Origin of the sequence: Pseudoalteromonas sp. GCY (genome assembly GCF_016695175.1) — a bacterium.
Classification (GTDB): domain Bacteria; phylum Pseudomonadota; class Gammaproteobacteria; order Enterobacterales; family Alteromonadaceae; genus Pseudoalteromonas.
Genome location: NZ_CP068023.1, coordinates 1356541 through 1379252, shown reverse-complemented (window position 1 = coordinate 1379252; position 22712 = coordinate 1356541). Strand labels below are relative to the sequence as shown.

Sequence of the window (22712 nt, the reverse complement as noted above, 5' to 3'; positions counted from 1 at the left end):
AAAAGATTAAAATGAATAGGTTTAAAGCAAAAATAAGGCCTTTATTTACTGTTTTAGGTAAATATTGAATAAAATCAAGCCAGTTATTTAAGCTTAGTGACGTTTGTCTTTGTCTTTGAGTGTAATCCTTTGCTATATTGAACTCAAATTTAATGAGAATTATGGCACCAATGGACAAGGTTCAAATAATTATTCAAGCGAGAATGACCTCAACGCGATTACCAGGAAAAGTGATGCTACCACTTTGCGGTAAATCGGTACTACAAGTCATGCTTGAGCGACTAGAAAAATGGCATGATAACATCATCATTGCTACCACCGATGATGGCTCGGAAGCCCCTATCGTTGACCTCTGTAAATCTCTAGACATTGCTTATTTTCAAGGTAGTACCGAGGATGTACTTGGCCGCTACTACCTTGCAGCTACAAAGTTTGGTGCTAAAGAAGATACTGCAATTGTGCGATTGACGAGTGACTGCCCACTAATTGATTGTGATTTGGTGAGTGAAGCAATCGGTACGTATCTCAATCATGATTTTGATGCTGTAAGCCTTGGCCCACACAGTGGCTTTCCTCGAGGCTTAGATACTGCGGTATTTTCATATAAATTGCTGCAAACCACACATGAAAAGGCAACTTCAACGCCAGATCGTGAACACGTCACTTTAGGTATGTCAAAGTTTAGTTCTTACTCTAACTATGTAATTAGTGCTATGGAAGATCTTAGCCATTACCGACTAACGCTTGATGAGCAGGATGATTACACTGCAATTAAAGCTATTTATGAAAAAATGCATGGTCAAATAATATTTAGTTTCGCTGAGTTATTACTGACATTAAAGAAGTTCCCTCACCTTGCCGATATTAACAAACATGTAGAACAAAAAACCGTTTAATTCGTCCACTGCGTGTAGCTCTGGCTTAATTTTTGCTGAAATGAATAAGTGCACGAATTGACAATAGATAGTTGAGATAAAAATGAATAAAAAAACCGTATTAGTTACTGGTGCTACCGGCTATAAAGGAACTGTGCTTGTTCCTAAGTTGCTGGCTAAAGGATATCGAGTTATCGCGCTGGACACCCAATGGTTTGGGAATTTCTTGGCTCCACATGAAAATCTCACCGTAATTAAAGGTGATGTTAGACAAACTGAAAATATAGACCTCTCTACTGTTGACAGCATCATTCATCTGGCTTCTATTGCTAACGATCCTTGTGGCGATTTAAACCCTAAGCTAACTTGGGAAGTCAGTGCACTCGCTACAATGCAGCTTGCTGACAAAGCGAAACGTGCTGGTATCAAACAGTTTATCTATGCCTCTTCTGGAAGTGTTTATGGCGTGAAAGACGAAGATCAGGTTACTGAAGACTTAACGTTAGAACCTATTTCCGAGTACAACAAGACAAAAATGGTCGCAGAAAGAGTACTACTTAGCTACGCCGATGACATGACCGTACAAATTGTCCGACCCGCCACGGTTTGTGGTTTATCTCCTCGTCAGCGTCTAGACGTATCCGTCAATATGTTGACGATGCAAGCACTAGAGAATGGCAAGATTACGGTCTTTGGTGGCGCACAGGTGCGGCCAAATATCCATATCGATGATATTACTGACCTGTATATTTATATGTTGGAACATCCCGAAAAAACCAGTGGTGTGTTCAATGCAGGATTTGAAAACATCTCCATTATGGACATCGCCAATATGGTAAAGGCTCAGGTCGATTGCGACATTGAAGTGACGCCATCGAACGATCCAAGATGTTACCGCATCAACTCGGATAAATTGTTGGCGACTGGATTTAAGCCCACTAAAAATGTTGCCACAGCGATTGAAGAACTGATCGACGCCTATCGCAGAGGCCAGTTAAAAAATGAAGATCGCTTCTATAACCTTAAGTGGATGCAGCGAGAAGTATTATGACTAAGCAACAAAGTATCATTACTCCGTTACCATCAATTGACCCCATAGTGTCGTTAACTGAAAGCTACGTTGAGACATTGCACAAAGTACTGAGCAACCTTGACGGGGTTAAAGTAAGACAGCTAGTCAATACCTTAATTAAGATGAAAAATAACGGAGGTACTTTGTATTTGTGTGGTAATGGCGGCTCAGCCGCAAATGCTATCCACCTCGCAAATGACTTTACTTTTGGTATCAGTCCCAAAGGCAACGCACTTAAGGTAGAAGCATTGGCTGCAAATAGCTCAGTATTGACCTGTTTAGGCAATGATATTGGTTACGACAATATTTTTGCTCATCAGCTGAAGGTAAAAGCCAATCATCTCGACATTTTGTTAGTACTCTCTGGCAGCGGAAATTCTGGAAACATTATCAATGCCATTGAACAAGCACAAAACCTCGGTATGACGACTGTTGGGATATTAGGTTTCGATGGTGGTAAGGCTAAGCCTTTGCTTGATCAGGTGTTTCACTTTGATATTCAAGATATGCAAATTTCCGAAGATACCCAAGTTGTCATTGGACATATTCTTATGAAAGCTTTATATCAGGAGTTAAAAGATGACTAGCTCCCCTATTTTAGTACTTGGCAGTAATTCATTTTCTGGCGCATCATTCTGCGCGCACATGCTCAAACAAGAACAACAGGTAATCGCTGTCAGCCGCTCTGAGGAACCGAATGACGCTTTGTTGCCCTATCGCTGGCAACCGAACCAACCTGTATTTCACCAGCTAGACTTAAACCATCATCTCGATGAGATTATCGAGCTGATAAAAAAGCACAATATAAAACAAGTCTACAACTTTGCGGCACAAAGCATGGTGGGCCAAAGTTGGCAATATCCCGAGCATTGGTTTATGACCAATGCGGTTTCAACGATTAAGCTTCACAACGAGCTTAACAAACTCGACTCATTAGACCGTTATATTCATATTTCAACGCCCGAAGTGTATGGTAGCTGCGAAGGTTTAGTACCTGAGAATAAGAGTTATCACCCGAGCACCCCTTATGCGGTTTCACGTGCTGCAGCAGATATGAGTTTGCACACTTTCGCGGATGTCTATCAGTTTCCTGTGGTATTTACACGTGCAGCTAATGTGTATGGCGAAGGTCAACAGTTATATCGGATCATACCACGCACGGTACTGTTTGCATTGCTTGGTAAAGTGTTACCACTGCACGGCGGTGGCCACTCTACTCGCTCATTTATTCACATTGATGATGTTTCTAGCGCGACACAGCTTATCGGTGATAATGGGAAACTTGGGGAAATTTACCACATATCAACCGAAAGAATGATCACAATCAGAGCATTGGTTGAGCTAATTTGCGATATGTTGCATGTTCCCTTTGAGCAGGTCTGCGAAGTCACAGAAGATAGACTTGGCAAAGATGCGGCTTACCTCTTAGATACGCAAAAAATTCGCTCAGAGCTCCCTTGGCAAGATCAAATATCGCTTGAAAACGGATTAGAGCGAACCATTGCTTGGGTGAAAAACTACAAAGACATTTTAAGTACCCTCCCCCATGACTATATTCATAAGGCGTGAGAACCCCATGTTAGGACAAGAAATAGATTTACTTAGCAACTACCCCAAATCAAAGCGCGACACCAAAGGTAGAGCACAAGTTATTACGGATGCCGACAGAGAGATCGCAAGGCAGTACGGCAAGGACTTTTTTGATGGTGACAGAACCTATGGCTACGGTGGCTTTCATTATTTCCCTCGCTTTTGGCAACCTGTAGTGCCAGATTTACAATCTCACTTTGGCCTCACAAAAGCTTCTAGTCTATTGGATGTTGGCTGTGCAAAAGGCTTTATGCTTTATGACTTACAACAGTTGATACCTGGAATTAAATTACGTGGCTTGGATGTATCAGAGTACGCACTTGAACATGCAAAAGAAGAAGTCAAAGATTTACTGACATTAGGTGACGCTAAATCCTTACCGTTTGAAGATAATTCCTTTGATGTTGTGATGTCTATTAATACTATCCACAACCTTGAGGAAAGTGAGTGCGCAATGGCGCTACGCGAAATTGAACGCGTCAGTCGAGGAAAAGCTTTTATCACCGTCGATGCCTACCGCAACGAAGAAGAAAAAGAGCGCATGATGGAGTGGGCATTAACAGCTAAAACCATAATGCACGTGGATGATTGGAAACAATTTTTCAAAGACAACGGTTACACTGGCGATTTTTATTGGTTTATTCCATAGGCATATTATGACTCTGAACTCCATCGCAGCGCAGATCCGTTACACCCTGTGTGACGTATCCAGCCAGACTAAAACACCACACCTAGGCAGTTGTTTGTCCTGCGTTGATATTCTGACCGTATTGTATTGGCGTACAATGCATATCACACCCAACAACCCAGCTAATCCTGAGCGCGATTACTTTTTACTTGGTAAAGGGCATGCCGCCAGTGCACTGTACACTACTCTCGCCTATCGTGATTACGTTTCTCCAAATGCGCTGTACGAACATGGCCAGACTGGCAGCCAGTTTGAAGAGCACCCCGGAATACATGCCCCTGCAGGCGTAGAAACGGTTTCGGGGTCTCTGGGCCACGCTTTATCTTTAGCAACCGGTATGGCTCTGAGCAAACAACTACAAGGCGCTAAAAACCGCTTTTATGTGCTCATGGGTGACGGCGAGATCAATGAAGGTACGGTCTGGGAGGCGGCAATGTTTGCAGCCGGAAAACGCTTAAGTAACCTAGTTGCCATTGTCGACTTTAACAAACTACAAGGCACAGGTGAAAGTACCGAAATTATGCACCTAGAGCCGCTTGAAGAGAAATGGCGTGCGTTCGGCTGGCATACAATGCGCGTCGATGGTCATGATCTTGGTGCGCTGGAACAGGCTTTGGAAACCGCAAAGTCCATCCAACAACCAGTGTGCATAGTCGCTGATACCGTTAAAGGAAAAGGCGTGTCATTTATGGAAAACGACAACAACTGGCACTACCGAATTCCAACTGAAGAAGAAGTTGCTCAGGCTAAACAGGAACTGGGAATATCATGAGAAACGCTTTTGCACGAGTATTGACTGAACTTGCCAAGCACGATGAGTCTCTCTTACTATTTTATGCTGATATCGGCAATCGATTATTCAACCCGCTAAAAGAGTTTGCCGAAGACCGTACAATCAATGCTGGGATCGCCGAGGCAAACATGGCATCCATGGCGGCAGGCAGTGCAATGATGGGACACAAGCCTTTCATCTACACTATCACCCCGTTTACTACCGCACGAAACTTTGAACAAATAAAGATTGATATTGCCTATCAGAATCAGCCTGTGATCATCGTCGGAACCGGCTCCGGTTTATCGTATGCGAACCTAGGCCCAACTCATCACTCATTCGAAGATCTTGCTCTGATGCGTGCACTACCTAACATGCATATCGTTTGCCCAGCCGACGCTTATGAGTTAGAACAACTGATGCCGCAGCTGATAGAACTTAACGCCCCTTGTTACTTTAGAATTGGTAAGAAAAACGAGCCAGAAGTCCACGAGGGCAATCCAGCCCTTACCTTCGGTAAAGTGCATGTAATGTGCCCAGGTAAACGCATTGCCGTGCTAAGTACTGGTACCATTATGCCTCTTGCACAAGAATTAGTGAGCGTATTAAACGAGCGTGGATTATCACCGGAGCTGGTCAGTTTTCACACAGTTAAGCCGCTCGACGAAGATTACCTAAACGATGCGATGACCCGTTTTGACCATGTGATAACACTCGAAGAACACAATGTCAGTGGTGGCTTTGGTAGTGCTGTGCTGGAGTATTTTAGTGAGCAAGCAAACTGGCCACGAGTGCACCGTTTCGGGATCCCGGACCGCTTTATCGATCAGGTACATTCCACCGCAGATGCTAGGGCCAAAGCAGGCCTGACTGTTGCTGATATTATGAGTACCTTGTCAGAGCGAGGTGTGGTGTGATCATAGGCATAGATTTTGATAACACCATTGCCGACTACACCGGCGTATTTTATCGCGTCGGTTGTGCGCTTGGCTGGCTACCAGAGTCGGTCGGTCAAAGCAAAAATGAAGTAAAACAGTATTTTATTGACCAGGACAACGAAGCCAGATGGACGGAGTTACAGGGTATCGTCTACGGGAAAGAAATCACGCAGGCACGTCCATATCCTGGTGCATTAGAAGCAATGCAACGACTTCATGCACAAGGACATCGACTGGCCATCGTGTCGCATAAAACTAAGTATCCGATTATTGGGGAACGTGTAGACTTTTATGACGCAGCCACACAGTGGCTCCTCAGCCACGGTTTTATCGGATCAGTCGATGCGCCCATTGACTCTGATTTGGTCTTTTTTAACGAGACCAAAGCACAAAAGGTTGCACGTATCTCACAGCTTAAGTGTGACGTGTTTATTGATGATCTGCCCAATATTCTGACTCATAGCGATTTTCCAGCACAGTGTCAGGGGCTGTTGTTTGCACCCAATGCACTTCAAGAGTTCAAAGGCCCGCAAATTAACCATTGGCAAGCATTGGATGCCTGGCTATGTTCTCAGCTGAACTAACAGACTTTATCTCATCTACTCTGGGGCAAACCCACTGGCGCAGTTCCGGCTTACCTCAGGGGGCAAATAATCAGGGGCATAAGCTCTTTTCAGATAACAAAGCCTATTTTCTGAAATGCTTTGCGCCTGGCGCACGGGCATTAGACAAGCTTTACAATGAATTTCAGTTTAGTCAGCAGCTACACAAAGCTGGCATCTCACAAATAGCCCGGCCTGTTAGTTATTGTGCAAACACCTTGTCTGCCGTATACGAGTTTATCGACGGCAGCGCCTTTAAAACAGTCACAGCGCAGGATGTCAGTGCAGCATACAATTTCATTGCAGCCATCAACAGCCATCAGGTTGAACGCACGGCGCTCAATGCAGCTGCGGATAGCCCGGCTAAACTGGAAGACTTTATTCAATTAGTCACACTGCGTCTTTCACGATTCGAATGTCTGCGTGACAACGTTGAACTCAATATTCTGTTGACAGCAATAGAACTACGCACCAGAGTTATCAGCACAACACCCGGTATAGACTGGCAACAGCCCTGTCCAAAGGACGTGGTCTCTCCCTCTGACTTTGGCTTTCATAACGCACTGAAATATCGCGATGAAGTGTATTTTATTGATTTCGAATATGCTGGAAATGACAGTGCCTGGAAGCTGCTATGCGACTTTTTTGCCCAGCCAGCCCTGCCCGTGTCACTGTCTTACTTACCACAGTTTTTGCGCTCGCCTTTATTCGCAGCACAAGCATCCGCTCCGAACACTCTAAAGTGCGTCTTTGAGCTCACACAGCTCAAGTGGTGCTTAATCATGCTCAACGAGTTTTTACCTGATGTTCAGGCCAGAAGACTGTTTTCCTGGAACATTTCTTGCTTAGAAGAAAGAAATGCAAAATTACAACACATGCAGGCGCAGCAACTTGACAAGAGTCAACGCTACTTTGCTCAAATTAACGATAAAATGCATGCGTTACAAACCCAATTAAGAGACAACTAGAATGAAAGCAGCAGTACTATTTGAAACAGGTCAGCCTCTTAAAATAGTTGACAACATTCAACTGCCGGCGCTTATCACAGGCCAGGTACAGGTCAAAATTCTCTACAGCGGCTTGTGTCATTCCCAGTTGATGGAAGTCAATGGTGGTCGTGGTGAAGACAAATATCTGCCCCACCTGCTTGGACATGAAGGTGTTGGTATTGTCGAGGCGGTGGGTGACGGCGTCACCAAAGTACAGGTCGGCGACAAAGTCGTAATAGGTTGGATCAAAGGTGAAGGTCAGGATGCTCCGGGTGGAAAATATCCACATGATGGATACCTCATTAACTCGGGGAGCGCGACGACGCTATGCGAGCAAACCATAGTCGCTGAAAACCGGGTTGTTAAGCTCCCTGAAGGTTTTCCGGATAAACTCGCCATACTACTTGGCTGCGCCTTACCCACGGGGCTTGGCCTGGTATTCAACGAACTGAAGCCAGAGACTGAGAAGACTCTGGCCATTTTTGGACTTGGCGGGATCGGCATGAGTGCATTGCTCGCCGCCAAGCTGAGCGACCCAACTAAACTAATCGCCGTCGATGTCAGCGAAGAGAAACTCGCCATCGCCAGGCAGCTGGGTGCCTCACACACAATCAATGCCACCAATTCAGACCCTGTCAGTGCCATCTATGACATCACTGAAGGCCTGGGCGTTGACTACAGTCTGGAAGCCGGCGGGACCACAACCACCATAGAGCAAGCTTTTGAATCTGTAAGAGATGGAGGCGGTCAGTGCGTCTTTGCCTCTCACCCTAGTAATGAGCTGAAAATCCAGCTAGAGCCACATGCTTTTCATCGTGGCAAGTCTCTTCGTGGCAGCTGGGGAGGCGGAAGTCAGCCAGACAAAGACATTCCTATCTTTGTCGAATTATTCAAACAAAATAAGCTGGATCTGCACTCTTTGATCAGTAAAACTTATGAGCTCGACCAGATCAACGACGCTCTGGACGACTTAGCAAACAAAAAAATTATCCGCGCAGTAATTAGGATGGAATAGAAACGGTGTAACTAGGGGCAAATATGAATGAACAGACAAGAAATTTGCAAGTTGCTTCAATATATTACATAGCGATATGAATCAATAATGTTCCAGCTTAACTGACCTAGGAAGTCCCAATGAGTGAAATAAAAGCCCGGTTTTTCGAACAATATCACAAGCACAATCTGGCAACAGAGCCGTATGTTATTTTTGGCAGTGGCGGAGGATGCGGTCAAATCCTGGCATTGATAAAACATGATGCCCTAGTTAAGCCTGCTATGATCATCGGCGATAAGCCCGGAACAGAAGAGATCACCAGTCTAGACGATTTAACCCACGAAAGTATCTACAACGATGTGGCGACGCTGAAAGAAACCGACACACATGTTTTATTATTTAAAAAGCCAGAAGGAGACCTTCTATGAAAGTGATCATATTTGGCACAGGAAAAGGCGGGCAAAATACCCTGCAACTATTCTTAAACCAACCAGGACATGATGTTATATGCCTGATGGATAACAACGCTGCACTTTGGGGCGCGATGCATGAAGGAGTAGAAATAAAAGGACCTGATACCCTGTCTTCTTTGGCTTTTGACCAGGTAATCATTGCCAGTCAGTACCACAAAGAGATTAAGCCCCAGCTGCGTTCTTTAGGTATCCCGGAAGAAAAAATATTTGTTGCGCACCATAACATGATGAACGGGTTTAGCCTGGAGTTTGGTATTTTCACCGGCTACCCTCAAGGCCAGGCGCCCGACATTCATACCTATTTTAGCTTTCGTGAAGACGTCCTGAGGACACTGGCAATGCAAGTAGAGCTAGTAATGGCCAATCAGGTAGTTGGCAGTATCGCCGAATTCGGATGTGGTACTGGGCAATCTAGTTATATACTAGCAAGAACCGTTAGAGACTGTAGCCAGTACTACAACATGCCAGCTAAGCGCCTGCACCTGTTTGACAGCTTTGAAGGGTTACCTCCTTCTTACCATGAAGTAGATAAAGAGTCCCCATTGGTTCAAAACAATGTATGGCAAGAAGGGGCCTGTGCAGATATTAGTGCTCAGCAACTGGCAAATACACTAGAGAATCAAATCCAGTTTTCTGATTATAGTATTTATCAAGGGTGGTTTGCAGACACATTGGTGAAAATTCCTACCTCAGAACAGTTTGCACTAGTGCACCTCGACTGTGACTTGTATGAGTCGACTTATCAGGTACTCGAATACTTGTTTAACCACAAGCTAATTTCCGATGGGGCAATTTTGCTTTTTGATGACTGGAGTTGTAATGAGAACAAGCCAGCCTATGGGCAACAAAAAGCTTGGTCTGATATTTGTGAGAAATTCGATATTTCATTCGATGATAGAGGTTATTATGGGCTAGGTTCCCACATTATATCAATTAAAGACTACAAGGCTTACAAAGATAATCATGTATAAGCAATTCCCAAGAAACCATATAGCTAAAAAATAGCAAGCAACCTTTATAAGTTAACCGCATTATATGAGCAAAAAGTCAGTAACCGTTGTATACGGTATCACATCTTCAACCAGCAAATTTATTGAATCAGATTATAATGAAGATGATAACCTGTTCGTAACCACTCATGGGCGAGAACCATTTAGGGGCACGCACTCTATTTCTTTGTGCGAGCTTGCTGAAAGGAACGACATTGTAATACGAAGAATCATTATCTGCTCAGAGGCCGTAACGGCCATACTCTCCTCATTGAGAGATTTTAATATTCACCTCGGAAATTGTTTCTTTTACAATCACTCAAAAGACCAACTTACTTCTTATAAAGAGCTGATAATTCCAGCAGTTGAAGAAGAAAAGATTCTATATGCGGTTTACGACTTATCCAGTCATTTACCTTGCTTTGATATTACAACTTTTTCAATCTTAGCTGAACATGAAAGAAGAAAACTGAAGCTAAACAATATTTGCTTTATAATTTTACCAAACATTTCCACTCAAAAAGACTATGAAGGTGTTAGGCAATTCCACACCGAGGAAGATTATAATTGGCGCGTTGACCATATCGTTAAGAGTGTCATGAGGTGTATTCCTTCCTGTATTTCTATTGTTGAGCTCCCTTTCAGGGAGAAGCTTTCTAGCTTTATAAATGAATCCAGGTATATTTATCCAGCTGAAGCCATTCATGGTTCAGTTAAAACAAAAACTCCAACTACAAGTTTAAAGCCAGCTTTGGCTAGCTGTGGTAATTTAGCTTTTATGAAACCACCGAAAAATGCAATTACCTTGGTCAAAAACTACATTGGTAATTATGTCAAGGATAAGAAGCTCATAACGGTTACTTTGAGAGAATACCAAGAACAAGTAGTTCGCAATAATGACATTCAAAGTTGGTCTCGTTTCTTAAATGAAATAGATACTGAAGTGTACTATCCAATTATAGTAAGAGATTCATACTACTCTGCTTCACCTATGCCCAAAGGTCTAGAAGCGTTTAACGACTTCCCGGAGGCATCTGCTGATTTTTTAGTACGACTGGCGCTCTATCAAGAGGCTTACCTTAATATGGGGGTTTCAACCGGCCCAACATTTACAATTAGCTTTATAAAAGATGCTAGGTCACTGATATTTCACCCGATTGATGAAGATAATCCGGCTTCTAGTTCTGAGGCCGCTAGAAAAGCAGGTCTCACCATAGGTGCGGACTACTTTTTTAATGATAACGAGTTCCAAAAAACGATATGGCAGCGGGACTCTTATGAAAACATCAGGCACAATTTTTATAAGCTAATAGAGAAAATTTCAAATCACGAGCATGAGGAACTACAATGAGCGTAAACCCAAATAATCCTGACTATATTGAAAATTATCATGATTTCCTTGATGACGTAGAAAAGAATAGGCTAGGCCTGATGAGCAATGGCACTTGGGATCAGGATCCCAGAAGATTAGGGATCATGCTGTCAAGGTATAAATTCGTCTCTAAAATGCTATCCGGCTGCGCCAGTGCTGTGGAAGTTGGTTGCGGGGATGCGTTTGGCAGCCGTATCGTCAAGCAGGAAGTCCAGAACCTGACAGTCACCGACATTGAACCTCGATTTATTGAGGACATTTTGAGACGTAGCTCAGAGAAATGGCCTTTGATTCCTTTGGTACATGATATTTTGGAGAAGCCTCTTACTGAAAAATTTAACGCGGCCTATTCTCTGGATGTCCTGGAGCATATCCCAGCGCATCAGGAAGACCGTTTTATTAAGAATATAATCGAGTCCTTACATGAGGAAGGAACAGTTATACTAGGAATGCCTTCTTTAGAATCTCAGCAATATGCCTCACCTGCGAGTAAGGCGGGACATATAAACTGTAAGTCGGGTGAAGACTTTAAGGCACTATGTAAAAAACACTTTAAGCATGTTTTCTTATTTTCCATGAATGATGAAGTAATCCATACCGGTTTTTATCCTATGGCACATTACTTAATAGCCCTGTGCATAAAATAAGCCATTATTTTAAAAACATTTATAGAGATAGGTAGAATATAGTGGCGTGTATTTTGTGTGGAGCTAATGAACAGCTCAATCAACAGATTTTGACGATAAAAAAGTCCGTGTCTTCTGACTGTCGGCAGGTCTCTAAAGCAGCGGAGTTATTTCAATGCATGAAATGTGGGCATTATCAAAAGCCCATCAATAGTGAGTATATTCAAAACGTAACAGAGATATACGAAAGCTACACTCCTTATTCACTGAAAAGTGGTCAAGAGCAGCTAAGCTATAGTGCGGAGCTGCCTTTTACTCGATGTAGCAAGATTTTACTCAATTGCAAGAATTTACTCCCAGGGGCAGAAGCGAGTCTACTTGATATTGGTACTGGCAGTGGCGTAATGTTAGAAGCAATATCAAATCTGGAAAAGGGCTGGCAGTTACATGCACACGATGTGTCCACTCATCAAAGTGCTGAACTGATCGAGAAGTTTCATCTACGTGATTTTTACTCTAAAAGCTTGAGTGACATATCTAAGAAATTTGATGTAATCACATTAGTGCACGTCCTAGAGCATGTCTCTACCCCCCTAGAGTTCCTTGATAGTTTGCAAAACCTGCTTAGTGAGTCAGGCATCATAATTATTCAGGTTCCCAATATAAATGAAAACCCTTGGGACTTCGCGATTTTCGATCATATTTCTCATTTTACGGCTCAGCGCATTGAATCTCTGCTGCGAGAATTTTTCGATTTTGTTTACTTTCCGGAGAATCAAATTAGTAAAGAAATTACGGTTATTGCGTCCAATCACAACTCAGTATCAGCCAATGCTGGAGTGAAAATCCAGACACAGTCATGTCCAATGGAGGCTTTTCAACGGTACGTGCAGCAATTAGAAAGCCTACCCGCTTGCTACGTGTTAGGCACAGGCCCCGCCGCTAGCTTCAGTGCTTATATGTTAGGAGACTGTCTCCTTGGCTGGTTAGATGAAGACAAGAATAAAATTGGAAAGTATCTGGAGGGTCATAAAATAAATGATGCCAATAATGTTTATGATGCACCAATTTTATTGCCTTACCCTCTAGCCCAAGTTGAGGAAATTATCAAAAGGCTGCCGAACAACGAGTTTATTAAATGTTATTAAAAATAGATAACCTCTATTATATAGGCTAAAAATGAAGTGGACAGATAAGACTCTCATTATTGGTGGTGATTCTGTGATTGGACAACACCTGAGAAATAAGTACAGTAACATTCATTATACCTCAAGAAGAAAAGATAGTAACGCTATACCCTTTGACCTACTAGATGCAGAAAGTTTTAGCGACTTGTGTACTCACATACAAGAGAAAGGTATCAAAAATGTCATTATTTTGGCGGGTATAACCTCAATAGAAAAGTGCGAAAAAAACCAGTCATTTAGTCAATTAGTAAACGTAGATCGAACTATCACGTTGTTAGAAAGCTTAGACACCATCGGTTGTTTTAGCGTTTTTATTTCTTCAAACCACGTCTTCAGTTGTCGTAATGCGTTTACACACTGGCATGCGAGAGAAGAGCCTATATCTATCTATGGATTTCAGAAACGCCAGGTTGAGAATTTCATTACGAAGAACAAAGTAAATGCTGTAATTATAAGGCCTTCTAAAATTATAGCCCCACCATTTCCCCTTATTGAGGATATGGTTCACGCATTGAAGAATGGAGACGAAACAGAAGCTTTCGATAATCACTACATCTCCCCTATTTCTTTAGACTTCTTTATTAAGCAACTTGAACACGTAATCACTCATAACCGAGCAGGGCTATTGCAGATAAGTGGCAACTCAAATATATCGTACTATAGCCTTATCAAGATGATAGCCAAAGAGCTCCGTTTAGATTGCACCAGGCTACTGCCAATACCTGCACAATCTAAAGGCGTCACACCATGCCGTCACGGCACTCTTGAACCCTATAGCTCATTTGATAACGATTGCTATAATCAAGATATTATCGATTTCGTAGACGATTATTGCATGGCACGAGTACAAAAATGAAAAAACAGCATAAAACGGTTCTTGTAATTGGTAACTTTGACCTGTTACACCCTGGCCATGTCAGATTACTCAAATTTGCAAGGGAGTGTGGAGATCGACTTTTAGTTGCAGTGAACAAAGACTGTCAAATGAAGATTAAGAGCCGAGTACCTGAACAACACCGCCTTGAGATGATCCAGTCGTTAGAGTGTGTCGATGAAGCATTTTTAACTTCCGATGAGCCCACAGAATTAATAGCGCGATTAAAACCTACTGTGGTTGTCAAAGGGAAAGAGTATGAAAACCGGGAAAACCCCGAACTAAAATCGCTAAGCGCTTATGGTGGTAAGTTGATTTTCGGTTCCGGTGAATTCGAAACGAGCGCTCAAAGTTTTATCAAACGCGATAAGAAGCAGGTTTTAAACTTAGATTACACAGAGGCAGCCCTGTATGCTAAAAGGCATAATATTAGTGCTCCAAGTTTGTCAAAAGTGTTTAAAACTATACAAGCCGCCAGAGTACTGGTCATTGGCGAAGTCATCGTCGACGAGTATGTACAAGGTACGGCCGTAGGTTTATCACAGGAAGATCCGACTATCGTGATCACCCCAAACCGCAAAGACACATTCCTAGGCGGCGCAGCTATCACAGCAGGACACATAAAAGCACTGGGGGCTGAGCATGTTGTGCTGGCTTCGGTATTGGGCGAGGATCAGGCCGCTGATTATACACGCTCGCAAATTGCAAACTATCAGGTTGAGCCTTTGTTCTTTAGCGATCAAAGTCGCCCTACTCCTTTGAAAACCCGCTACCGCGCCAGCAATAAAACCTTGCTGCGGGTTAATCAGGTACGTCAACACAAGATATCACAGGAGTTGCAGGCACAAATATATCAGGCAATCGAAAGCCAGCTCAACCAGATTGACCTGTTGGTCTTTTCCGATTTTAACTACGGTTTGCTGCCACAACCACTGGTTGAGAAAATTGCTGCTGCCTGCCATCAGCGTGGGATCAGACTGGTTGCAGACTCTCAGACTTCTTCGCAAGTGGGAGATATTGCCCGCTACTGTAATATGGATTTGTTAACCCCCACAGAGCGAGAAGTGCGCGTATCTCTGAATAATCCGGACGACGGTCTGGTTATCCTTGCGCAGAAACTCACTGAGGTGTCACTGCCAAAGAATTTGGTTATTACGCTGGCCGAAGAAGGGATCCTCATTCACAAACCGAATGACACATTTGATGATTGGGAGAACGATCGCCTGCCCGCGTTAAACACCAACGCCGTCGACCCTGCTGGCGCAGGTGACTGCTTTTTAGCTGCCAGTTCGCTGGCGCTGGTTGCGGGTGCTAACATCTGGCAGGCCTGCTACCTGGGTAGCCTGGCTGCCGCATGTCAGGTTGCTTCACTGGGTAATACCCCTTTGTCTTGTCAAATTCTTGAACAAGCCGTTAAGGATTCATTTAGTTAATATGAAAGCCATTCTACTTGCAGCGGGCCTTGGCACCCGCCTTCGGCCAATCACTGATACTCTGCCAAAGTGCCTTGTTCCAATCAATGGACAGCCCCTGCTGGGTTTATGGCTAGACAAGCTAGTTCAGCTTGGGGTCGAAGAGATCCTCATCAATACCCACTATTTTAATGAACAGGTTGAAGCTTTTGTGGCCGCCAGCCCCTATCAGGACCGAATTACCCTGAGTTACGAACCTGAATTGATGGGCACGGCTGGAACACTGGTACGCAACCGAAATTTCTGGCACAGAGAAACATGTATGGTGATCCATGCTGATAACTACTGTCAAAGCTCATTAGCGGGCATGCTTGAGGCACATAAACAACGCCAGACGCAGACCGATGCTACTTTACTTTTGTTCGAAACCCCGACGCCACGTAGCTGTGGTATTGTTAAATTGGATGAAAATCAAGTTATTCAGGAGTTTCATGAAAAGGTCGAACACCCTCCTGGCAACCTTGCCAGTGGCGCCCTCTTTATATTTTCACCTGAAGTCTATGAACGCTATTTCTCGCACCTAGAAGTGGATCGGCCCTATGAGCTCAGCCTGGATGTAGTGCCTAGTATGATTGGTAAGTTACAAGGCTGGCTGGTTGATGAGCATTACATTGATATTGGTACACCAGAAAGCTACTCAGAAGCGCAAAAGATTGCCGAAAGTCAGACAATGCCACTGTTATAATGGCGCAAACTTTGCTTAACTTAAAAGAATAATCTAAGTCTAAGGATTTATAATTTATGTCATTTTGTCAAAACTGGGATCAACTTTACCGCAGTAATCAGCACATGTCTGTTTGGCCATGGAGCGAAATTGTGAGCGGAGCTCTGCGCAACACTAAGCTGCGCGAGGGCAATCCAGACTTTACTATTTTGGAAGTCGGATGTGGTGCTGGCGCAAACTTTCCCTTTTTTCTCAGTTATTGTCCCAATGTTTATGGTATTGATGGCAGCGAGTTTATTATTGGTGAGCTGAAACAAAGATTCACTAACATTTCAAATAATCTGTATGTGGGTGACTTTACACAGCCCTGGCCCTTTCAAACACAGTTCGACTTAATCGTCGACCGGGGCGCATCCGTACACAATCCAGCCAGTAGCATTCAGCGCTACCTAGATCAGGCTTACGATAAACTTAAGCCTGGCGGTGTATTACTGATCACTGATTGGTTTAGCACTGAGCACTCTGATTATGCTAAAGCGCCTGAGTCGGTCGATGAATATACTAAAACAGGCTACACTTGGGGACCATTTGCAGGTGTTGGAAACGTCAATTTCTTTAACGCAGACCTCATCCACCAGCTAGTATCGCGATTTGAAATTGTGTCACTCAGTCACGCTCAGTCTAGCGAGTACGGCAGCGATGGAGTACATGCTGCTTGGAGTATGGTACTGAAAAAACCAGCTCATGAAGAATAAGTTTACTCTTGAGCGTTGTGAGCTGGACCATCACTGGGACAGCTTTATCGCCACATCTCCCCATGGTAGTCCGTTTATTCATAGCCAGTTTATTGCGCTGCTGGGTGTGAAGTATCACGCCTATTATTGCTGTAAAGGCAAAGAAAAAATAGCCGCTGTGCTACTGATCGTAGATGAAAGCGAAACTCAGGTCATCGGTCACTATGATGTTATCCATGACGGCATAGCGCATCGCAATATCAGTCACCTTAATCGTGCCCAGGGCCATTCCGAGTTGTTCGCAGCGCAAGAATATATTGCCGAGTACCTCACAGAGCACTACACTCAGGTGCAGCTCAAATTGCACCCGGCCATTAAAGATATTCGTGCCTTTTTGTGGGTCAATTATCATAATGACGGCCCTATGTTTGCTGCCGTGCCGCGCTATACTTCTATACTCGAACTCGATGAATTTAACGCCACAGAAGTAGAACTTGAACAGTCTGATAACTACAGCAATAGCTCAGTATCAAGGCGTCAGGAGATACGCTATGGCATTAAAAAAGGAGTAACACTCCAGCCGTCACAAGACTTTGATTTGTTCGCTCAATATTACGGGTTGACCATGGCGCGTCAGGGAATTGAGGTCGATGGTAGGCAATTGTCGTCACTAGCACTAAGAATAAAAAGCTTAGCTGAACAGGGGCTGCTATGTATGTATCAAGCACAAACTCAGGACCAAAAAATCGGTAGTTTTGCGACCTATTTAATTCATCAAGATACTGCTTACTATTTTTACGGCGCAAACCACCCAGACATGCGCGATAGCCATACTGGGACGGCTGTTTTGTGGCAAGCCTTCCCGCTACTAGCGCAAAAAGGTATCTCGCGATTGGATTTAGAGGGGATTAACAGTCCGCAGAGGGGCTGGTTCAAATTGAGTTTCGGTGGCAATATCGAACCATATTTTCATATCAGGCTTGGCTAACGCAGGCCGACGCTTAACTCGCGTCGGCTGCCCGCATAATTGACTCATAAGCCTCAATCAATACCTCAGCCTGACGCCAGCATTTTCCACTGAAACGACCCGAAACAACGACATTGTCGACGCAGTTTGTCAATGTCTCGTAGTTCTGCTGATTAACGGCCTGAAACTCTGTTGTTGGAACTGGAAAAGTATTATTGATCACTTGAGTATGACCGCTTACAAGCTTCGCTTCTGGGTCAACAATCCCCATCTCCTTGAGTTGCTTGATAATCTCCGCTTGTGTAAAGGAACTTACTTCATCAGGACTGCACAAAATCTCCGCTGATATGTGATGATGTGTGCTTCGGCCAATTAAGTTTGGATATAACGTCAAACGAAAAATAGCACTGTCTGGATCCCAAACCCAAAGATAATGGGAATTTCTATCTAGTAAAGGACGGTCAAAATTTAGGTGAAAAATCAGCGCAGTTCGCAAGGTAACTTGGCCTCTGGAAGGCGTCAGCCCCATTGCACTCAAGGCAATGAAAGGTGGAGCACTCCAGAATAAAAAGTCACACTTTAACACTCGTTCAGTATTAGCCAACACCAAGTTGGTAACCTTACTGTTGTGATGCACTATTTGCGTAACTCGCTCTGAAGTAATGATTTCTACTCCTGCTTGTTCAACCTGCTGTTGCAGTTGCGTTACCCAGTAACCAATCCCCTCCCCCTTGGTTGGATAGTAATAGGTCACCTCACTGAGGTTATCTTGCGCCTTACGTTTTTGAAAGTCTGATTCACGCTGGTATCCAAGCTTAGCATCAAATGCTGGTAACTGCTTGAGGTTCGCAGTCACATCTGCAGGTAATGCAAGAATGCGTGTAAATCCAAACAGCCCCGCCGCCATTGTTAACTCCTTCAGTGGCGCATCCTTACCATAGAGCTTTTCTAAAATAGGCAGCACAATACTTTCAGTAAAAACAACGCCTAAGGAATCTACACAATAATCGTAAATCAGGTCAGTATCCGGTAGTTCTGTACAATTGATCAGTTCACCGCAGCCACTTAAGTAAGTCTCTTTTGGTAGCTTAGTCGCATCTGGAAATGGACTGTTCAAATCCCAACTACCGCCAAAGTAATTTCCTGAGCATAGTCTAGATATTTTATTCCAACAGCCACTATTGGCATCCGAAAACAAAATCTTATCAAGCTCTTCTATTCCAGTAGCATTAGGAATATGCGAACCCATATCGTAAGCGGCACCAGAGCTATCTTTCACGGAACAAAACAAACCACCAACGGTTTCTGCCTGCTCAATCAGTACCACATTGGTAAAGCGTCGTTTTAACAGTAAAGCTGCGACCAGACCACATATACCTCCCCCAACGACTACCGCTTGACTATTTGCCATCATTACTCTTCCCTATTAGGAGATAACATTTTTAGCAGCGCATGCCCCTCAAGTTTACTGATTGCATTTGCAAACTCCGTAACCGATTGATTGTACTTACGCGCAATATCTATCGTGTCATGCTCCCCATCGCTGTAGCAAAGTAACATCTTGATATGATTTAGTTCGTCCAGTTGGCGGGTTCGCTCTTCACTAAAAAAGCTGAGAGTCGGATATAAATCACGACTACCCAAATTGGGCTCACCATAAGGATGCGTGTTTTCAAACCGCGCACTTTGCTCAAAGGCTAGGAAGATCTTTTCCAGTTTGTCTATGCTATCTAATAACGGCTTGATCCCCATATATTCTTTGTCATCTAATGATGTATGGTATTCTTTGTAACCTGTGTGGAAACTGCGGCTGACGCAACAAACTGGAAATTGGAACCCAGGGGCATTATACTGACGCTCATCAGAGCCACTCAGTGGTGTGAACGGAATATTGCTATGGCCATATCCTTCTTCACTAAGATGATAAAGCAGCTTATCTAGTAACCCATTATCATTTCGACTGTGCTTAAACACTAGCTCCCGTGGACTTCCGCCCAAGCAATTCAGTACAAGCCCTGAAACTAAGTTTTGGCGGAAATGATTTTGCATTACATGTAACATCCCCAAACTTCCAATGGTCTCGGGGTGAAGCGCAAAACGATATGAGTAGCGGCGCTTTGGCCATTGCTTTATTCGATGATAAAGCCCAAGCAACACCAGAGGACCACTAAGCTCATTATTCGCCATAGAGGGGTGACATAGATAAGAGCTAAGTAGCACTTCCTGTTTAGATTGCCCTGCAAGCAGCGTGTGCTCGATATCTAAATGACCGTCCACAAATTTGCTTTTAATTACAGCTCGATACTGACCAGCCTTTAGTTCGTCTCTACGTGTCTGGCTCAGGCAAAAGCCCCAACGCTTTTTATAGTAGCTCGTAACATAGGGAACAGCTTCTGGTAATTCAGGTAGGCTATACAGGTGAGGCTGGAGTTCTTCTAGCGTTAAGATCTTATCTACTGGCTCAGAATAATTAACAACGTCAAGGTTAAGCCGTTTTATGTCAGCAATACGTTCGCCGTCAGGGCCCACCAAGTAAGCCTCATCACAGTGCCACTCCTGAGGGACCTGCCAATCAAATAAAGCAGTGCCAGTTGGAATAGATAGTCTCTCCAATGGCATATATCGTCCAAAGATGTCGTAACTTTGTCTGAGCCCAGGCCCTGTGATAGACCTTAAGATTGGAAACAACTCGTCATAAAGGTCACTGTAAAATTGCTCACTTTCTTCGTAGTGCACTACTGCAACTCCTTTCCTAGATCACATTTTTCAGTGTAATGATCACAAAAATGAGTATAAATTTCCTTGATATAACTCATCCAAAGCTGATTAAGCCTTTCATATTGTGCTAAACAAAAAGCTTCATCTTCGTATGTATAAAGTAAGGTTATCATCGGACAGTGATAATACAGTAGCGACCCTTTTACCAAGTGAAATAGGTGTCCCAGAATAGAGTCTCGATATGCAAACAAATAGCGTGATTGACGTCTTAGCTGATCCGCTGCTTCTTGCCTAGACTTCACGGGTTCTGACGCTATCTCACAAATATGCAAAACAAGTTCATTAAGGCTATCTAGTGCAATAAATTCGTCACTTACATCATCAAGATTAAATACGTTAAAACAATCAGACTTAATTAATTCTACAGTTTTAGTAATATCATAATCTTCTTCAATATCGAGTAAGTCATCTGCTTTTACTGGTAGTGCCTTTTCAATTTTAGCGCCGCTCCCGATATTTAAACATGTATTGACATCATAATAATTAAGCAGCTTTTCTAGTTGGGCATGAGCGATCATAAATAGATCGTTTGATACAACGGTACCACCGAGGTTACCTTCTAAAGTGTGGCCCTGTATCTCCAAGTGAGCGTGGCCTAAAGATTCATCATCGCCATTATTAGGCCTGTAAATACTGTCTTTACTGTGATGCGCACCTCTTGGGTCTTTTCCATTATCAACGCCAAATAGGTACACATTTCTAAACCCTAAATACAAGGCAAATGATAAAGCGGTATTCGCAACAACTGGATTACTATACGGGATTTTTGGCAAAGTCTGTGACATATAACGCAATGCGATAATGTCCATCATCGAAGTACCAGCCTCAGAGCCTTTCGCAGCGATGCCAGCCCATTTGTATCTTTTATTTGTATCTGGGTATAAGGTGCTTAACCCGATTAGATTGGTATTTTGATAAACCTCTGGTGGAACAATATCACCAAAGATTTTGTAATTTGAATATGGCCTTTCTACTAAAACGTGGAAATCAACTGGGATCCCCTTTCTGTACAAAGTGGCGATCGATGTGCCTGCAGCAATTACAATTGCTTTTTTGTGATTGCGCTTAATAAAATCTTCAGCTTCATCTAACGAAGGACCATTGCCTATAATGAAAACAGGTGTGTCTTTATTTAAGTTTGTGCTCGCCTTGGTAAGCCATGCCGCTTTGTTTCTAACATGATGAATGCTGTGCGCTAACCCTGTCACGGCGTCATTATAAAATCCGTGCCCAAATTGAAAGCGGAAATAATCCTTCGACCATTGTTGAATAAGCACATTTAATCGTGCATCTGGTGTGTGCTGATAACAAAAGCTTCTAACAAGAGCAAATGCGCCAACATCTTCAGCTATTTTTTCAATGTCTCGGATAAACGTACTATGGTCAACTCCCAAGTGAAAAAATAAACATCCACCCTGCTCGTCAATATCTGAAATAATCTGATACCAGTCGGTACAAAATAGGCTCGCAAAAAACTGTTCAAAGTCGGGCTCAATTAGAAAAGTATAATCAAACTGAGTCCGTTCAAACAATAATGGGATGTGATACCCCAAACCAATACCAAAAATAATTGCTGTTGGGAAATGTTCAGGTAAATGAGTTAATTTTTCTTCGCCTTGGTTTCGAATATCAACCATCAAATTAGTCAGTTCGGTCATATAACGGACATGCAGGCGATCATCTTCTTGGTTTTGACCGTATCCGGTATAATCAGTAAGACTTAGTACAGGTTTACTGAGCTGCTTCTCAACTTGAGTTTGAGTTTGTTCTATTGGTGACTGAGAATAAATTGGCGCTGTGCAGCCCTTTGGAACAAAGTTACCATGCCCTGATGCAGTCACGTGCAGACAAAAGTCTTCACGAACGTGATGCTCCTTAATGGTCTGTGCAATACTGGGGAAATATTTTTCGAAACTTTTTAAATTTTGATTAAAACGTTCGTTAGCTTCTTCAGCAAACTTGGCTTCTTTAGCCTGATGAGCAGCGGTATCCGATAGTTGCTCACTTAGAGACTCTAATTGTTGTGATAAGGGGTCTTTGTTCATACATTTGCCGG

Annotated in this window: 23 protein-coding genes; 20 read left to right on the top strand and 3 right to left on the bottom strand. The window is 43.3% G+C overall.

All coding sequences use genetic code 11. From position 1 onward, the window contains the following. Positions 1-161: 161 nt before the first annotated feature. From JJQ94_RS11235 to JJQ94_RS11140, 20 genes are all read left to right on the top strand, one after another. Positions 162-896 carry a cytidylyltransferase domain-containing protein gene (locus tag JJQ94_RS11235; RefSeq protein WP_099030262.1) on the top strand — a complete coding sequence of 245 codons (735 nt, stop codon included), beginning with the start codon at positions 162-164 and terminating at the stop codon, positions 894-896. Positions 897-978: 82 nt separating this feature from the next. Further along, complete coding sequence (locus tag JJQ94_RS11230) at positions 979-1926, top strand: NAD-dependent epimerase/dehydratase family protein (protein ID WP_099030261.1); 948 nt, start codon at positions 979-981, stop codon at positions 1924-1926. Then, a complete protein-coding gene (locus tag JJQ94_RS11225; RefSeq protein ID WP_099030260.1) occupies positions 1923-2534 on the top strand; it encodes an SIS domain-containing protein in 612 nt (203 codons plus the stop codon). The genes JJQ94_RS11230 and JJQ94_RS11225 overlap by 4 nt, the downstream gene beginning before the upstream one ends. Beyond that, a complete protein-coding gene (locus JJQ94_RS11220; RefSeq protein WP_099030259.1) occupies positions 2527-3516 on the top strand; it encodes a GDP-mannose 4,6-dehydratase in 990 nt (329 codons plus the stop codon). Before JJQ94_RS11225 ends, JJQ94_RS11220 begins: the two co-directional genes overlap by 8 nt. A 7-nt stretch (positions 3517-3523) precedes the next feature. Next, complete coding sequence (locus tag JJQ94_RS11215) at positions 3524-4186, top strand: class I SAM-dependent methyltransferase (RefSeq protein ID WP_099030258.1); 663 nt, start codon at positions 3524-3526, stop codon at positions 4184-4186. 7 nt (positions 4187-4193) lie between these two features. Continuing rightward, a complete protein-coding gene (locus tag JJQ94_RS11210) occupies positions 4194-4997 on the top strand; it encodes a transketolase (protein ID WP_099030257.1) in 804 nt (267 codons plus the stop codon). Beyond that, positions 4994-5914 (top strand): transketolase family protein, encoded by a 921-nt coding sequence (locus JJQ94_RS11205; protein WP_099030256.1) that lies wholly within the window; start codon positions 4994-4996, stop codon positions 5912-5914. The genes JJQ94_RS11210 and JJQ94_RS11205 overlap by 4 nt, the downstream gene beginning before the upstream one ends. After that, on the top strand, positions 5911-6519 hold the full coding sequence (locus JJQ94_RS11200) for a hypothetical protein (RefSeq protein WP_099030255.1): 609 nt from the start codon (positions 5911-5913) through the stop codon (positions 6517-6519). Before JJQ94_RS11205 ends, JJQ94_RS11200 begins: the two co-directional genes overlap by 4 nt. Beyond that, a complete protein-coding gene (locus JJQ94_RS11195; protein ID WP_236596593.1) occupies positions 6501-7505 on the top strand; it encodes a phosphotransferase in 1005 nt (334 codons plus the stop codon). The genes JJQ94_RS11200 and JJQ94_RS11195 overlap by 19 nt, the downstream gene beginning before the upstream one ends. Before the next feature lie 112 nt (positions 7506-7617). Continuing rightward, the gene (locus tag JJQ94_RS11190) at positions 7618-8541 is read left to right on the top strand and encodes a zinc-binding dehydrogenase (RefSeq protein ID WP_236596592.1); all 924 of its coding nucleotides are present in this window, start codon (positions 7618-7620) and stop codon (positions 8539-8541) included. Positions 8542-8660: 119 nt separating this feature from the next. Beyond that, positions 8661-8948 (top strand): hypothetical protein, encoded by a 288-nt coding sequence (locus tag JJQ94_RS11185; protein ID WP_236596591.1) that lies wholly within the window; start codon positions 8661-8663, stop codon positions 8946-8948. Further along, positions 8945-9964, top strand: coding sequence for a TylF/MycF/NovP-related O-methyltransferase (locus JJQ94_RS11180; protein WP_099030253.1), 1020 nt, complete (start codon positions 8945-8947; stop codon positions 9962-9964). Before JJQ94_RS11185 ends, JJQ94_RS11180 begins: the two co-directional genes overlap by 4 nt. A 64-nt stretch (positions 9965-10028) precedes the next feature. After that, on the top strand, positions 10029-11333 hold the full coding sequence (locus JJQ94_RS11175) for a hypothetical protein (protein ID WP_099030252.1): 1305 nt from the start codon (positions 10029-10031) through the stop codon (positions 11331-11333). After that, positions 11330-12001 (top strand): class I SAM-dependent methyltransferase, encoded by a 672-nt coding sequence (locus JJQ94_RS11170; RefSeq protein WP_099030251.1) that lies wholly within the window; start codon positions 11330-11332, stop codon positions 11999-12001. The genes JJQ94_RS11175 and JJQ94_RS11170 overlap by 4 nt, the downstream gene beginning before the upstream one ends. A 41-nt stretch (positions 12002-12042) precedes the next feature. Further along, a complete protein-coding gene (locus tag JJQ94_RS11165; protein WP_099030250.1) occupies positions 12043-13128 on the top strand; it encodes a class I SAM-dependent methyltransferase in 1086 nt (361 codons plus the stop codon). Positions 13129-13159: 31 nt separating this feature from the next. Next, entirely contained in the window at positions 13160-14023 is an 864-nt protein-coding gene (locus JJQ94_RS11160) for a sugar nucleotide-binding protein (RefSeq protein ID WP_099030249.1), read from the top strand. Further along, entirely contained in the window at positions 14020-15474 is a 1455-nt protein-coding gene (locus JJQ94_RS11155; protein ID WP_099030248.1) for a PfkB family carbohydrate kinase, read from the top strand. Before JJQ94_RS11160 ends, JJQ94_RS11155 begins: the two co-directional genes overlap by 4 nt. A gap of 1 nt (position 15475) precedes the next feature. After that, the gene (locus tag JJQ94_RS11150) at positions 15476-16198 is read left to right on the top strand and encodes a nucleotidyltransferase family protein (protein WP_099030247.1); all 723 of its coding nucleotides are present in this window, start codon (positions 15476-15478) and stop codon (positions 16196-16198) included. 56 nt (positions 16199-16254) lie between these two features. Next, a complete protein-coding gene (locus JJQ94_RS11145) occupies positions 16255-16932 on the top strand; it encodes a class I SAM-dependent methyltransferase (protein WP_099030246.1) in 678 nt (225 codons plus the stop codon). Then, positions 16922-17899 carry a GNAT family N-acetyltransferase gene (locus JJQ94_RS11140; RefSeq protein ID WP_099030245.1) on the top strand — a complete coding sequence of 326 codons (978 nt, stop codon included), beginning with the start codon at positions 16922-16924 and terminating at the stop codon, positions 17897-17899. Before JJQ94_RS11145 ends, JJQ94_RS11140 begins: the two co-directional genes overlap by 11 nt. Positions 17900-17912: 13 nt before the next feature. Here JJQ94_RS11140 and JJQ94_RS11135 read toward each other — a convergent pair whose 3' ends face one another. From JJQ94_RS11135 to JJQ94_RS11125, 3 genes are read right to left on the bottom strand one after another with little or no spacing between them, the layout of a single operon-like run. Beyond that, positions 17913-19292, bottom strand: a complete 1380-nt coding sequence (locus JJQ94_RS11135) for an NAD(P)-binding protein (protein ID WP_236596590.1) — start codon at positions 19290-19292, stop codon at positions 17913-17915. Further along, positions 19292-20614, bottom strand: coding sequence for a DUF4910 domain-containing protein (locus JJQ94_RS11130; protein ID WP_099030244.1), 1323 nt, complete (start codon positions 20612-20614; stop codon positions 19292-19294). The genes JJQ94_RS11135 and JJQ94_RS11130 overlap by 1 nt, the downstream gene beginning before the upstream one ends. After that, positions 20614-22701 carry a motility associated factor glycosyltransferase family protein gene (locus JJQ94_RS11125; protein WP_099030243.1) on the bottom strand — a complete coding sequence of 696 codons (2088 nt, stop codon included), beginning with the start codon at positions 22699-22701 and terminating at the stop codon, positions 20614-20616. Before JJQ94_RS11125 ends, JJQ94_RS11130 begins: the two co-directional genes overlap by 1 nt. Positions 22702-22712 lie beyond the last annotated feature (11 nt).

Bases quoted from the DNA above. Each gene is read 5' to 3' on its own strand.
- JJQ94_RS11235 (WP_099030262.1), top strand. From the start codon at position 162: ATGGCACCAATGGACAAGGTTCAAATAATTATTCAAGCGAGAATGACC.
- JJQ94_RS11230 (WP_099030261.1), top strand. From the start codon at position 979: ATGAATAAAAAAACCGTATTAGTTACTGGTGCTACCGGCTATAAAGGA.
- JJQ94_RS11225 (WP_099030260.1), top strand. From the start codon at position 1,923: ATGACTAAGCAACAAAGTATCATTACTCCGTTACCATCAATTGACCCC.
- JJQ94_RS11220 (WP_099030259.1), top strand. From the start codon at position 2,527: ATGACTAGCTCCCCTATTTTAGTACTTGGCAGTAATTCATTTTCTGGC.
- JJQ94_RS11215 (WP_099030258.1), top strand. From the start codon at position 3,524: ATGTTAGGACAAGAAATAGATTTACTTAGCAACTACCCCAAATCAAAG.
- JJQ94_RS11210 (WP_099030257.1), top strand. From the start codon at position 4,194: ATGACTCTGAACTCCATCGCAGCGCAGATCCGTTACACCCTGTGTGAC.
- JJQ94_RS11205 (WP_099030256.1), top strand. From the start codon at position 4,994: ATGAGAAACGCTTTTGCACGAGTATTGACTGAACTTGCCAAGCACGAT.
- JJQ94_RS11195 (WP_236596593.1), top strand. From the start codon at position 6,501: ATGTTCTCAGCTGAACTAACAGACTTTATCTCATCTACTCTGGGGCAA.
- JJQ94_RS11185 (WP_236596591.1), top strand. From the start codon at position 8,661: ATGAGTGAAATAAAAGCCCGGTTTTTCGAACAATATCACAAGCACAAT.
- JJQ94_RS11180 (WP_099030253.1), top strand. From the start codon at position 8,945: ATGAAAGTGATCATATTTGGCACAGGAAAAGGCGGGCAAAATACCCTG.
- JJQ94_RS11175 (WP_099030252.1), top strand. From the start codon at position 10,029: ATGAGCAAAAAGTCAGTAACCGTTGTATACGGTATCACATCTTCAACC.
- JJQ94_RS11170 (WP_099030251.1), top strand. From the start codon at position 11,330: ATGAGCGTAAACCCAAATAATCCTGACTATATTGAAAATTATCATGAT.
- JJQ94_RS11160 (WP_099030249.1), top strand. From the start codon at position 13,160: ATGAAGTGGACAGATAAGACTCTCATTATTGGTGGTGATTCTGTGATT.
- JJQ94_RS11155 (WP_099030248.1), top strand. From the start codon at position 14,020: ATGAAAAAACAGCATAAAACGGTTCTTGTAATTGGTAACTTTGACCTG.
- JJQ94_RS11150 (WP_099030247.1), top strand. From the start codon at position 15,476: ATGAAAGCCATTCTACTTGCAGCGGGCCTTGGCACCCGCCTTCGGCCA.
- JJQ94_RS11145 (WP_099030246.1), top strand. From the start codon at position 16,255: ATGTCATTTTGTCAAAACTGGGATCAACTTTACCGCAGTAATCAGCAC.
- JJQ94_RS11140 (WP_099030245.1), top strand. From the start codon at position 16,922: ATGAAGAATAAGTTTACTCTTGAGCGTTGTGAGCTGGACCATCACTGG.
- JJQ94_RS11135 (WP_236596590.1), bottom strand. From the start codon at position 19,292: ATGATGGCAAATAGTCAAGCGGTAGTCGTTGGGGGAGGTATATGTGGT.
- JJQ94_RS11125 (WP_099030243.1), bottom strand. From the start codon at position 22,701: ATGAACAAAGACCCCTTATCACAACAATTAGAGTCTCTAAGTGAGCAA.